Source organism: Streptomyces sp. NPDC101110 (genome assembly GCF_044759525.1).
Lineage (GTDB): Bacteria > Actinomycetota > Actinomycetes > Streptomycetales > Streptomycetaceae > Streptomyces.
Window position 1 is genome coordinate 214,177 of record NZ_JBIVZM010000005.1, and the last position, 12,621, is coordinate 226,797.

The following is a 12,621-nucleotide window of genomic DNA, read 5'->3' on the forward strand; positions in this document are numbered from 1 at the left end:
ACATGGCAGCGCACCGCGGCCGTGGAGGGCGCTTCAGAGGGGCAGGTGATCCGTCGTCACCGGCGATGGCGGTGGCGGCGCGGGTACGCCCCCGGCCGGAGACCGCCGTCCCCACATCGCGGTGACGAACGTCCTCGCGTACGGGGAGCAGAAGAGGAGCGGCGACCAGACCCCGAAATGACGACGGCAGAAGCGCCACCAGGGCCCGAGGGGCTGTTCGCGCACCGACGTCGCCCGGCGCAGCGCGGTGCGCACCGTGATCCCGGGGGCCCGTGACGTGCCGGGGGCGAACGGCTGGTGGTCGTCGCAGACGCCCACGTGCCCCGGGGCCAGCAGCACCGGGATGCCGGCCCTGCGTGCCCGCAGTCCGTAGTCGCTGTCCCCCATACGGTGCGGGAACGCGGGGTCCAGGTCTCCGAGTGCCCGTCGTGCCGCGCGGGTGACGAGTACCGCGTTGCCGTTGCAGGAGTCGCAGGCCAGGGCCCGGCGGGGGTCCGGTTCGACCCGCTCGAGACGGGGCGGGCGCCAGCGGCCGGGACGGAGCCGGTAGCCGCCGTAGGTGGTGCGGCCGCCGTCGGCGGAGAGCATGGCGCCGACGACCACGGACGCGCGTCGCAGCGGGGCGGCGGTGTGCAGCAGCACCGCGAGCGCGTTCGCGGAGAGGACCACGTCGTCGTTGAGCCACAGCACATGGGCGCCGGGGTCCGCGCGGGCCGCCGCCATGGCCGTGCCGGTACCCCAGTACACATCGGGGCCCGCCCCGACCACATCGGTCGCCGGAAAGGCGGCGCGTACGGCGGCACCCGTTCCGTCGGTGCTTCCGGCGTCGACGAGGTGCACGGTCAGGGACGTCCCGGGCGGCAGACCGGTCTGCCCGTGCAAGGACGCCAGGGCGGCCAGAGTCTGCGCCCGGCGATTGTGACAGGTCATCAGGACGGCCACCTTCGGTGCGACCGGTCTCTCCGTGCGCGTCACCGCCCGACCAACTCCGGCGCCGTCGGAGCGGCGGGCGCGCCGACGGGGGCGGCAGCCGCCGGTGACAGGGCCGCGATCTCGGCGTCGACCATGAGCCGGGCGAGCTCCGGGGCGCGCACGGCCGGGCGCCACCCCAGGACCCGCTCGGCCTTGGAGGCGTCTCCGACGAGGTCGTCCACCTCGGTCGGTCTCAGGTATCGCTCGTCGAACCGCACATGGTCGCGCCAGTCGAGGCCGACGTGGGCGAAGCACTGCTCGACGAAGTCGCGCACGCTGTGGCTGACGCCGGTGGCGACCACGTAGTCGTCGGGTTCGTCCTGTTGCAGCATCCGCCACATGGCCTCGACGTACTCCGCCGCGTATCCCCAGTCCCGCCGGGCGTCGAGGTTGCCGAGGTAGACGACGTCCTCCAGGCCGGCCTTGATGCGTGCGGCGGCCGTGGCCACCTTGCGGGTGACGAACGTCGGGCCGCGGCGCGGAGACTCGTGGTTGAACAGGATGCCGTTGACGGCGTACATCCCGTACGCCTCCCGGTAGTTGCGCGTCGCCCAGTACGCGTACACCTTGGCGACCCCATAGGGCGAGCGGGGGTGGAAGGGGGTGCCCTCGTGCTGAGGCGGCGGGGAGGCGCCGAACATCTCGGAGCTGGATGCCTGGTAGAACCGGCAGGGCAGGCCCGTCGTCCTGACGGCTTCGAGCAGCCGCGTGGTGCCCAGCCCGGTGGAGTCCCCCGTGAACTCCGGCTCGTCGAAGGACACCCGTACGTGCGACTGGGCGGCCAGATGGTAGACCTCGTCGGGCCGCAGGCGCTCCAGCAGCCCAGCGATCCGGGTGCCGTCGGTCAGGTCGCCGTAGTGCAGGAACAGGCGTGCCTCGGGGTCGTGCGGATCCCGGTAGAGGTGTTCGATGCGCTGCGTGTTGAAGGTCGAGGCGCGGCGGACGATTCCGTGCACCACGTATCCCTTCTCCAGAAGCAGCTCTGCCAGGTAGGAGCCGTCCTGACCGGTGATGCCGGTGATGAGCGCGGTCTTGTCCGTCACGCCGATTCCTTTGCTGGGCTGTTGGGGGCAGGGGACATGCACCTGGGTGGGGGAGGGAGGACGGCGGTACGGCTCACCGCCTGGCGACCAGTGACTTGGGGAGCCCCGCGAAGCGTTCGAACCAGATGGTGGAAGCGGGGAAGTAGGACCGCATCTCGGACGCGGACAGCAGCTCGACCTCCTGGACGTCCCGGGTGGCCCGCGCCCGCCCCGCGCGTGGGACGTGTCCGCGCCCCCAGCGCCGGGAGACGGCGACACGGGCCGGGAACGGAAGCCACTGCAGCCCCGGGAACAGCCAGTGGGGTTCGACGGGGAAGTAGCGGTACGGGGTCTGCACCCAGTGGTGTTCGGCGTGGCTGTGCACCGTGTCGGCGAACTGGCGCCGCCGGTAATGCCCTCCCACGTGTTCCAGGACGGAGTTCGAGTACACGAGGTCGAACCGCCGGGTGCCCACGCGGTTCGGCAGCGAGAGGCCGCACGCGTCCCCGACGACCGGCGTGATGCCGGACTCGGTGTGCAGGGCCGTGCGCGGGTCGAGGTTGACGGTCACCACGCGGGCCGGCCGAACGGGTGCGACACGCCAGCCGGCCGGGGTGCCGCCGAGGTCGAGGACGTGCATCTCCGCCAGGTCGGGAAAACACCGCAGCAGTTCCTCCCAGCGCTTGGCGCGAGCCGTGTGGGCAAGGGATCCGGCCCTGGTGGGGTCGGCGATCTTCGTCCTCAGCATGCTGCTTCCTCTGGGCCAGGTGGCGTGCGGCGCTGTCCGTCACGACGGTCACACGCCTTCTTCTCCGGCAGGGCCGGCGGGAGGACGGGGCGCGGCCCGCACTCCGGCGCCTCGGGCACCTCCGGCACCCCGCAAAGAATACGGAAATCAGCGCTATCATCCGCTTCATCCATTTGTGTCGCGTTTTCAGGCGTCCTGCACCGGTTCCGTTCGGCTCGCAGGCGGTCCGTTTCCCGGAGCCGCGACAGACGGCACCCCCTGACACCCCGTCCGAGAAGGAGGGCAACGAGCCCATGAGCGCCCGTACTGATACCGGTGCCGCAGTCCCGGCCGCCTCTGCGGTGCACCCCGCCCCGGTGCCGGACGGCAGGGTGCACCGCCCCCTCGACCGCTCGGCGCGCGTGTTCGTGGCCGGAGGGTCCGGGCTGGCCGGTTCGGCGGTGCGCAGGGCACTTGGCCATGAGGGATTCACCGATGTGGTCGCGCCCGGTTCGGCGGAGCTGGACCTGAGGGAACGCCGGGCGGTGTTCGACTGGTTCGCGGCCAGGCGCCCGGAGGTGGTGGTACTCGCCGCGGCGCGGGTGGGCGGGATCAAGGCGAACGCCACGCGGCCCGCCGAGTTCCTCTCCGACAACCTGCGCATCCAGGTGAACGTGCTGGACGCGGCTCTGGAGCACGGGGTGGAGCGGCTGCTGTTCCTGGGGTCCAGTTGCATCTACCCGAAGTTCGCCGAGCAGCCGATCCGCGAGGAGGCGCTGCTGACGGGGCCTCTGGAGCCGACCAACGACGCCTACGCCATCGCCAAGATCGCAGGCATTCTGCATGTGCAGGCGGTACGGCGCCAGTACGGGCTGCCCTGGATCTCCGCCATGCCGACCAACCTGTACGGGCCGGGCGACAACTTCCACCCCGAGCACTGTCATGTGCTGCCGTCCCTGATCCGGCGCTTCCACGAGGCGAAGGAGTCGGGTGCGCGACGGGTGGTGAACTGGGGCAGCGGCACACCCCGTCGGGAGTTCCTCCACGCGGACGATCTGGCACGGGCGTGTCTGCACCTGATCGAGCACTACGACGCGGACGGGCCGGTCAACGTGGGCACCGGCACGGACCTGACCGTCCGGGAGCTGGCGGAGCTCGTCGCCGACGTCGCAGGGTACGAGGGGAGCGTCGAGTGGGACACCGGGCAGCCGGACGGCACTCCGCGCAAGCTGCTTGACGTGTCGAGGCTCACCACGCTCGGCTGGGCTCCTCGTATCGGCCTGCGGGAAGGGATCACCCGGACGTACGCCTGGTACGTGGAGAACCTCGAATCCGGCATGCTGCGGCACTGACGCGACAGCCGGCAGCGGATCCTCCGACGGATGCGTCGGGGATCCGCTGCCGGCTGCCGGTGACGCGTGGGCTTCGCGGCTGTCCGTTCGGCGGGCGGTCAGTCGTGCTTCCGCCGCCGGACGGCCATCATCGTGCCGGCTCCGAGCGCCAGCAGCGCCGCGGCTCCGCCCACCATGACGAGCGAGCGGTCCTCACCGGTGTCGGCCAGGTGAGGCTTGTGCGGGCGCACGATGATCTTGGCCCCCAGTGACCGTTTCGACCTCTCGCCCTTGAGGCGGAAGTGGTGCTTGCCCGGATCGGTCCACTTGGGGATGGTGACGGTGCCCCTCACCGTGCCGTTAGCGTCGGCGGTGAAGTGGCCCAGCTTGACGGGCTTCGAGAACAGGAATGCGTTCACCCCCTCGGTCGGAATGAACCCGGTTCCCGTGAAGCCGAGGTCGTCTCCCGCGGCGACCGTGGTGGCGGTGAGCGTCAGGGTGGGGGGATCCGGTGGATATGGCTGGGAGTGAGCAGGCTGGGCCCCGATGACGGGGACTGCGGCCAGAACAGCAGAGGCTGCCGCGGTCGCCAAGGCGGCACGACACTTCGATGACGCCGTCATCGCTTTCACGCTCCTCAAGTGCAATCAGGCGACGGCATGGTCCGACCCCGAGTCCGGTATGTGAATAGATAGCGCTGAAGGCCGCTACTTAGACATCTTTGGAAGATATAGCGCCTTATGGTGGATATGGATCACCGGACTGGCCGTCGGTTCCCCGGATCAGCGGGCCGAAGTCGCCCGGTGTGCGCTATGCGGTTGGTCGGCCTGCGGCGGCACACCCGCCCGCGCCGCCCGTACCGATCCCCTCTCTCCCGTTCTGGAGGGCGCGTGCCCCCGTTCCGCGTACTCGTGGTCTGCACCGGCAACCTCTACCGCTCTCCGCTCGCCGAGTCCCTGCTCAGGCATCAGCTGCTCGAGCATCGGCAGGTGATCCATGTGAGCAGCGCCGGTACCCGGGCCGTCGCGGGTGTGCCCGCGGCGCCCGCCGTCACCTCCTTCCTCGCCGGCCGCGGCCTGCGGCCCTGCGGGGCGGGCTCCCGTCGGCTGACCGAGGGTCTGGTCGAGAACGCGGACCTGGTGCTGGGTGCCGAGCGGGAGCATCGTGAGGCCGCCGTGCGACTCTCCCCGGTACGTGCGTTGACCCGTGCGTTCACCTTCCGTGAGTTCGTCCGGTTGGCGCGGCCCGAGGACGCCGCGGGCCTGCCGGATCCGGCCGCACGGTTCGCCGCTCTCGTGCGGGGCGCGGCCGCTCGCCGTGGTGCCGCGTCGACCCGTACGGGTGATGTGGATGTGAAGGACCCTCTCGGTGAACCCCCGCCCGAGGTGCAGCAGTGCCTGGTCCAGATCGAGGAGGCCGTGGAGCGGATCGCCGCGCTCGTGCGGGCCGAACGGCATCCGTCCGTGCCGGCTGCCGGCCGGGCCGGGCCCGGGGTCCGGCCGTAGCGGACAGCGGGGGTGCCGTGCGGCGTCACCGACCCGGCGGAGGCCCGAGCGGCGTGATGAGTGAAGGTGTCGGCCTCGGCGTGCTCAATCTTGACGTGCTCATGGTGTGTCAGTTTCCTGGAAGTGCGCGGTATGGATGGGAGCGCTCCCAACCGTTCCGGGGCCACGCCTCCCCGAGAGGAAGCAGCCATGTTCCGCACTCTGCGAAGAGCACTGTGTGTCGCCGCGGCGCTCCTGTTGCCCCTGGCCGGTACGCAGTCGGCGCTCGCCGGCACCGACGACGGCGCGCAGGCAGGCGCCGGCTACTGGCACACCAGTGGCCGGCAGATCCTGGACGCGGCCGGGCAGCCGGTCCGTATCGCCGGCATCAACTGGTTCGGCTTCGAGACCGGCAACCATGTCGTCCACGGCCTGTGGGCCCGCGACTACAAGAGCATGATCGACCAGATGAGGTCGCTCGGTTACAACACCCTGCGCATGCCCTACAGCGACGACATCCTCAAGCCCGGCACCATGCCGGACGGCATCAACACCGACGGCAGGAACACGGACCTGCGCGGCCTGACGTCCCTCCAGGTCCTGGACAGGATCGTCGCCTACGCGGGGCAGTCCGGCCTCAAGGTCGTCCTGGACCGCCATCGCCCCGACGCGGCGGGCCAATCGGCCCTCTGGTACACCGCGTCGGTCCCCGAGTCGACGTGGATCACGAACCTCAAGGCCCTGGCCACGCGCTACAAGGGCAACTCCACCGTGATCGGCATCGACCTGCACAACGAGCCCCACGACCCGGCCTGCTGGGGCTGCGGCGACACCTCCCGCGACTGGCGCCTGGCCGCCCAACGCGCGGGCAACGCGGTGCTGTCGGTCAACCCCGACCTGCTGATCATGGTCGAGGGGGTGCAGTCGTTCAACGGCACGAACGGCTGGTGGGGCGGCAACCTCATGGGCGTGGCCCAGTACCCGGTCCAACTGGACGTCCCCGACCGGCTGGTGTACTCGGCGCACGACTACGCGACCTCGGTGGCGCAGCAGTCCTGGTTCTCGGACCCTTCCTTCCCCGCCAACATGCCGGGGATCTGGGACAAGTACTGGGGCTACGTCTTCAAGCAGAACATCGCCCCGGTGTGGCTGGGCGAGTTCGGTACGACGCTGCAGCCGGCGGTGGACCAGAAGTGGCTGGCCGAGCTGGTGAAGTACCTGCGCTCGACGTCGGCGTACGATGCCGACAGTTTCCACTGGACGTTCTGGTCCTGGAACCCCAACTCCGGTGACACGGGCGGCATCCTGAAGGACGACTGGCAGACGGTCGACACGGCGAAGGACGCGTACCTGGCGTCGATCAAGGCCCCCGCCTTCGGTACCGGCACTCCCGGTCCCGGTCCGGGCGGCCCCGGTGACCCCGGCGGTGCCACGCCCGCCTGCACCGCCGCCTACGCCGTCAGCAGCGACTGGGGCGGCGGGTTCAACGCCGAGGTGAAGGTGAGCAACACGGGCGGCGTGCCCTTGAAGTCCTGGCGGGTGAGCTGGACTTGGAGCGGCTCGCAGAAGGTCACGAGCATGTGGAACGCGAGCCACACCCAGAGCGGGGCGACCGTCACGGCGGTCAACGCCGCGCACAACGGGGATGTGCCGGTGGCGGGTTCGGCGAGCTTCGGCCTGGGCGGCGCGCCCGGGGGCGGGAGCGTGCCGAGCCTTCGGTGCACGGCCACGTGATCACGGCATGAGGTGGTACGCCCGGTGCCCGCCGGGCGTACCCGGGCGGCGTGACCTGTCCGAAATGGCCTCAACTCACCGTTTCTGAGGGGTGACTGAGAACTGGCTATGACTCGATTCGGTCAAGTCTTGGTCGAATGCGTACGTGTGAGGCGTGCTCTTCCGAAACGATGCGGCACGGCCCGTGTCACTCACGGGCCCGACCCCCCTCACCGTTGCGAGAGAACTCCATGAGAAGAAGCGCAGCCGTCCTGTGCGGCGCCACGGTCGTCCTGGCCGGGACAATCACCGCCGTCCCCGCCAACGCCAGCGCGCCGCACTCCGCGAACACCGCCGCGGCCACCGCCGCGGCGAAGGTCGCATGGAAGAAGTGCGGGACCGACGACTCCCCGACGCTCCAGTGCGGATCGGTCAAGGTGCCGCTGAACTACGCGAAGCCGCGGGGGAAGCAGATCACGCTGGCGCTGTCCCGCGTGCCGCACACCGCGTCGAAGTCCCAGGGCCCACTGCTGGTCAACCCCGGCGGCCCCGGCGGCAGCGGCCTGTCGCTGGCCTCGTTCGTCGCGTCCTCCCTGCCCAAGGAGGTCGCCGCCCAGTACGACGTGATCGGCTTCGACCCGCGCGGAGTGGGCGAGAGCCGGCCCGCCCTCGACTGCAAGCCGGGTCACTTCGACCCGGTCCGCCCCGACTCCGTGCCCAGCACGCCGGCGCTGGAGAAGGCCAACCTCGCGCGCGCCAAGGCCTTCGCCAAGGCCTGTGGCACGAAGTACAAGGACGTCCTGCCGTACATCGACACGGTCAGCGCCGTGAAGGACATGGACTCCATCCGCAAGGCCCTCGGCGCGTCGAAGATCAACTACTTCGGTTACTCGTACGGCACCTACCTGGGCGCGGTCTACGCCAAGCTGTTCCCCGAGCGGGTGCGGCGCCTGGTGCTGGACTCGATCGTCGACCCGACCGGCGTCTGGTACGACGACAACATCCAGCAGGACTACGCCTTCGACAAGCGCCACAAGGCGCTCATGGCGTGGATGGCCAAGTACAACGGCACCTACAAGCTCGGCACCGACCCGAAGAAGATCGAGGCCAAGTGGTACGCCATGCGGGCGGCCCTGGCCAAGAAGCCCGCGGGCGGCAAGGTGGGCGCCTCCGAGCTGGAGGACATCTTCATACCCGGCGGCTACAACAACGCCTACTGGCCCACGCTCGCCCAGACGTTCGCGGCCTACGTCAACAACCACGACACCGCCGCACTGGTCAAGGCCTACGACAACATCGCGGCGATCGACGCCTCCGGCGACAACGGCTACAGCGTCTACACCGCGGTGCAGTGCCGTGACGTGTCCTGGCCGCGCGACTGGAAGCAGTGGCGCAAGGACAACTGGGCGGTCTACAAGAAGGCGCCGTTCATGGTCTGGAACAACGCCTGGTACAACGCGCCGTGCGCGTTCTGGCCGACGAAGTCGCTGAAGCCGGTGAACGTCTCCAACAGCAAGCTCCCGCCGGCGCTGCTGTTCCAGGCGACGGACGACGCGGCCACCCCCTACCAGGGCGGCGTCACCATGCACCGGCTGCTGAAGGGCTCCAGCCTGGTGGTGGAGCAGGGCGGCGGCAACCACGGCATCACGCTGGGCGGCAACACCTGCCTCGACAAGCACCTCGCCGCGTACCTGACCAACGGCAAGGTCCCGCACGGCAGCGGCGTGGCCGACGCGGTGTGCAAGAAGACCGCCGACCCGAAGCCGCAGCCGGCGGCGCCGAAGGCCGCGAGCGCGACGCAGCCCGCCGTCGCGGCGGTCGGCGACAGCCTGCGCGGGATCCTGGGGTTCGGCCGCTGAGCACCCCGGTGACCCGGCCCTGACAGGGCGACAGGGGGCGCCCGGCGAGTCTCGCCGGGCGCCCCTGGGTCGTGTCCGCACAGTCCCGTCGTCCGCTCGGAGGGCGTGCCGCGCGGCGTCTGTTGCGAGAGGGCGTGCCAGGCGTTGCGCGGCAGGCGGGACTTTGCGGACACGACCTAGGCTGTCCGGTCATGGGGGAGTGCATGAACAACGAGGTGGACGACGACATGGTGGTCGTCCCGGCGGGGGCCGTCACACTGTCCGACCGGCGGACCGGGCGTAGTTGGGCGGTCGAGGTCGCCTCGTTCCGGATGGCGGCGGTGCCGGTCACCCAGGCCCGGTACGCAGAGGTCACCGGCGAGCGTCCGAGCACGGCCAGGGGTGAACGACTACCCGTCGAGGGCGTGTCCTGGTGGGACGCGAACCGGTTCTGCAACGCCCTGTCCCGGCGCGAGGGCCTGACCCCCGCCTACGCCGTCCCGCCCGGCGCCGAGACCGCCGACTGGGACACCACCGCCGACGGCTACCGGCTGCCGACCGAGGCCGAGTGGGAGCACGCCTGCCGCGCCGGTGGCACCGGACCCCGCTACGGCCCGCTCGACGAGATCGCCTGGTACCGGGGCAACGCCGACGACCACATCCACCCCGTGGGCGGCAGGCGGCCCAACGCCTGGGGCCTGTACGACATGCTGGGCAACGTCTGGGACTGGTGCTGGGACCTGTACGACCCCGAGGTCTACGGCACCTACCGGGTGCTGCGCGGCGGCGGCTGGTCCGACGAGCACTGGAGCTGCCGCGCCTCGGTGCGCCGCCGGAGCCATCCGACGTTCCGGATCGACGACGTGGGGTTCCGGGTGGCGCGTTCGGCGCCGGCCACGGGCGCGCGTCCGGCCTGAGCGCGGGAGAGGGCGCCCCGCACGAGCGGGACGCCCTCGACACTCACGTACGCGAGAAGGTCAGAGCTTCTCGATCACGTAGTCGACGCACTTGGTGAGCGCCTCGATGTCCGCCGGGTCGATCGCCGGGAACATCGCGACGCGCAGCTGGTTGCGGCCCAGCTTGCGGTAGGGCTCGGTGTCGACGATCCCGTTGGCGCGCAGCACCTTGGCCACGGCGGCGGCGTCGACCTCGTCCGTGAAGTCGATCGTGCCGATGACCTGCGAGCGCTTGGCCGGGTCGGTGACGAACGGGTTGGCGTACTTGATGTCCTCGGCCCAGCCGTAGAGCGTGCGGGCGGAGGTCGCCGTGCGCCGGACCGACCAGTCGAGGCCGCCCTGGCCGTTGATCCACTCCAGCTGCTGGTTCAGCAGGAAGAGGGTGGCCAGCGCCGGGGTGTTGTACGTCTGGTTCTTGCGGGAGTTGTCGATCGCCGTCGGCAGCGAGAAGAACTCCGGGACGTGGCGGCCGGACGCGTGGATCCGCTCGGCGCGCTCGATCGCGGCCGGGGAGAACACGCCGATCCACAGGCCGCCGTCGGAGGCGAAGGACTTCTGCGGGGCGAAGTAGTAGACGTCCGTCTCGCTGACGTCGACGGGCAGGCCGCCGGCGCCGGAGGTGGCGTCCACGAGCACCAGGGCGCCCTCGTCGGCACCGGCCACGCGCTTGATCGGCATGGCGACACCGGTCGAGGTCTCGTTGTGGGTGAACGCGTAGACGTCCACGCCCGCCTGGGCGACCGCCTCGGGGTGGGTGCCCGGGTCCGAGGCGATGACGTCCGGCTCGGCCAGCCAGGGGGCCAGCTTGGCGGCCTTGGCGAACTTCGAGGAGAACTCGCCGAAGTTCAGGTGCTGCGACTTGTTCTCGATCAGGCCGTGCGTCGCCACGTCCCAGAACGCGGTCGAGCCGCCGTTGCCGAGGATCACCTCGTAGCCGTCGGGGAGCTGGAACAGCTCGCTGATGCCTTCGCGGACCTGGCCGACCAGGTTCTTGACGGGAGCCTGGCGGTGGGAGGTGCCCATGAGAGAGGTGCCGGTCGCGGCGAGGGCGTCCAGCGCCTCCGACCGCACCTTGGAGGGACCCGCGCCGAAACGTCCGTCCGCGGGCTTGATGTCAGAGGGAATCCGGATCTCAGCCACGGAGGGGAGCGTAGCCGTTTCCAGAAACGCGGGCGAAACGTCGTCCGTCGGGTGAGACGGCATGTGGACGGGTCAGCACGGGGCCGGGCCGGGCCAGACGGCCGAGGCGTCGTCGCGGTGCGGGTCCGGCAGCCGGAGCGGACGTACGGCGACGGGCCGCCGGACCCCGTCCTCGCCGGTGGCCGTCCAGGGGGCGGGGCGGCCGGAGTAGCACAGGGTGGTGAGGACGAAGACACCGTCGGCGTAGACCTCGACGTACTCCCCGACGGTGAGGATGCGCAGGCCGGTGACGGGTTCCGGCAGGAGGGTCTCGCCGAGCGGGGTGCCGTCGGGGCCGGTGACCCGGAGGTTCTTGCCGTCGCAGCCGATCGTGAGCGCGGGTCGGTCCGTGTCGGAGACATGCGTGCGCAGGGTGACTTCGGTGCGTCCCGAGAGGGTGACGTCGCCGACCGCGTGCAGGGGGGCGTCGTGGGTCTCCTCGCCGAGCCAGCGGTCCAGGCCGGGCCACCACTCCAGGCGTGGCGCCGCGTCCGGCGCTGCGACGAGGGACTTGGGCTGGGCGAGCATGCCGCGGCAGCGCTCGCCGGTGTCGGTCAGGCCGACGCGGCGCGGGGTGGTGTGCAGCACGACGCGGGAGCCGTCGGGTGCGGTGACGACGCGCGGGGCGTACGCGCCCGTCGGGCCGAGCGGGCCGCGGCGGGTCCACGGGCCGCGCAGGCGCGGAGCGGTCCACGCCTCGAAGCCCCGGGTGGCGCCGATGGAGCCGAGCAGCAGCCAGCCGCCGTCGTCGAGGCGTTCCAGGACCGGGCACTCCAGTTCGTCGACGTCACCGGGGGAGAGGAGCGGCGGGTGCACCGTCCAGTGCTCCAGGTCGTCCGAGGTCGCCCAGGCGACGCAGCCGCTGACCTCGACCGGCAGGGAGGCGTCGGCCGCGCAGATCAGCATGACCCAGCCGTCGGACTCGTCGTCTCGTACGACGAAGGGGTCGCGCCAGCCCATGCGTTCGCCCGTGCGGTACCAGCGCCCGTCCGCCTCGACGACCGGTCCGGTGCCGTGCCGGCGCCAGCCGGTGCCGTCGGCGCGCTCGGAGCGGGCCAGACCGACCGACTGCAGGGGCCAGCCGCCCGGCGTGAGTCCGGAGACGGCGGTGTAGAGCATCGCCATGCCGGTGCCGTGCGGGAAGGCGTGCATGGTCCACACCGCCTGCTGGTCGAAGCGGCCCGGCAGGCCGTTGCCGAAGGCCGTGCCCTGCGGTTCCCAGTGGACCAGGTCGGCGGAGGTGGCCCGGCCGTAGGAGGTCTCCATGCGCAGGTGGTCGAACTCGGCCGTCCACGGGCCCTGGAGGTGCAGCGCGGTGTAGGTGCCGTCCGCGTGGCGCAGGAGGTCGAAGTCGTTCACGCAGAGGCCGGGCGGCGCGTATCGCATGGACAGGTCCTGT

General features: G+C 71.0%; 11 protein-coding genes. 5 read left to right on the forward strand and 6 right to left on the reverse strand.

What is annotated here, in order from left to right; all coding sequences use genetic code 11:
- Positions 1-33: 33 nt before the first annotated feature.
- From ACIQU3_RS13495 to ACIQU3_RS13505, 3 genes are all read right to left on the reverse strand, one after another.
- Positions 34-975, reverse strand: coding sequence for a glycosyltransferase family 2 protein (locus tag ACIQU3_RS13495; RefSeq protein ID WP_403924918.1), 942 nt, complete (start codon positions 973-975; stop codon positions 34-36).
- Positions 972-2,015 carry a GDP-mannose 4,6-dehydratase gene (gene gmd, locus ACIQU3_RS13500; RefSeq protein ID WP_403740262.1) on the reverse strand — a complete coding sequence of 348 codons (1,044 nt, stop codon included), beginning with the start codon at positions 2,013-2,015 and terminating at the stop codon, positions 972-974. Before gmd ends, ACIQU3_RS13495 begins: the two co-directional genes overlap by 4 nt.
- Positions 2,016-2,088: 73 nt before the next feature.
- Complete coding sequence (locus ACIQU3_RS13505; RefSeq protein ID WP_403740265.1) at positions 2,089-2,742, reverse strand: class I SAM-dependent methyltransferase; 654 nt, start codon at positions 2,740-2,742, stop codon at positions 2,089-2,091.
- A gap of 293 nt (positions 2,743-3,035) precedes the next feature.
- Here ACIQU3_RS13505 and ACIQU3_RS13510 point away from each other — a divergent pair, with 293 nt between their 5' ends.
- Entirely contained in the window at positions 3,036-4,073 is a 1,038-nt protein-coding gene (locus tag ACIQU3_RS13510; protein ID WP_403740268.1) for a GDP-L-fucose synthase family protein, read from the forward strand.
- A 98-nt stretch (positions 4,074-4,171) separates the two neighbouring features.
- Here ACIQU3_RS13510 and ACIQU3_RS13515 read toward each other — a convergent pair whose 3' ends face one another.
- A complete protein-coding gene (locus ACIQU3_RS13515; protein ID WP_403924921.1) occupies positions 4,172-4,645 on the reverse strand; it encodes an LPXTG cell wall anchor domain-containing protein in 474 nt (157 codons plus the stop codon).
- Positions 4,646-4,942: 297 nt separating this feature from the next.
- Here ACIQU3_RS13515 and ACIQU3_RS13520 point away from each other — a divergent pair, with 297 nt between their 5' ends.
- From ACIQU3_RS13520 to ACIQU3_RS13535, 4 genes are all read left to right on the forward strand, one after another.
- Positions 4,943-5,557, forward strand: a complete 615-nt coding sequence (locus ACIQU3_RS13520) for a low molecular weight phosphatase family protein (protein ID WP_403740277.1) — start codon at positions 4,943-4,945, stop codon at positions 5,555-5,557.
- A 189-nt stretch (positions 5,558-5,746) separates the two neighbouring features.
- Positions 5,747-7,270 (forward strand): cellulase family glycosylhydrolase, encoded by a 1,524-nt coding sequence (locus tag ACIQU3_RS13525; RefSeq protein WP_403924924.1) that lies wholly within the window; start codon positions 5,747-5,749, stop codon positions 7,268-7,270.
- Positions 7,271-7,500: 230 nt separating this feature from the next.
- Positions 7,501-9,108, forward strand: a complete 1,608-nt coding sequence (locus ACIQU3_RS13530) for an alpha/beta hydrolase (protein WP_403740288.1) — start codon at positions 7,501-7,503, stop codon at positions 9,106-9,108.
- Between the two features lie 203 nt (positions 9,109-9,311).
- A complete protein-coding gene (locus tag ACIQU3_RS13535) occupies positions 9,312-10,004 on the forward strand; it encodes a formylglycine-generating enzyme family protein (protein ID WP_403924927.1) in 693 nt (230 codons plus the stop codon).
- A 60-nt stretch (positions 10,005-10,064) separates the two neighbouring features.
- On the opposite strand, the gene serC is transcribed toward ACIQU3_RS13535, so the two are convergent.
- Both serC and ACIQU3_RS13545 read right to left on the reverse strand, forming a co-directional pair.
- A complete protein-coding gene (gene serC, locus ACIQU3_RS13540) occupies positions 10,065-11,183 on the reverse strand; it encodes a phosphoserine transaminase (protein WP_403924930.1) in 1,119 nt (372 codons plus the stop codon).
- A 72-nt stretch (positions 11,184-11,255) separates the two neighbouring features.
- Positions 11,256-12,608, reverse strand: a complete 1,353-nt coding sequence (locus tag ACIQU3_RS13545; RefSeq protein WP_403740291.1) for a mucin-1 — start codon at positions 12,606-12,608, stop codon at positions 11,256-11,258.
- Between the last annotated feature and the right edge of the window lie 13 nt (positions 12,609-12,621).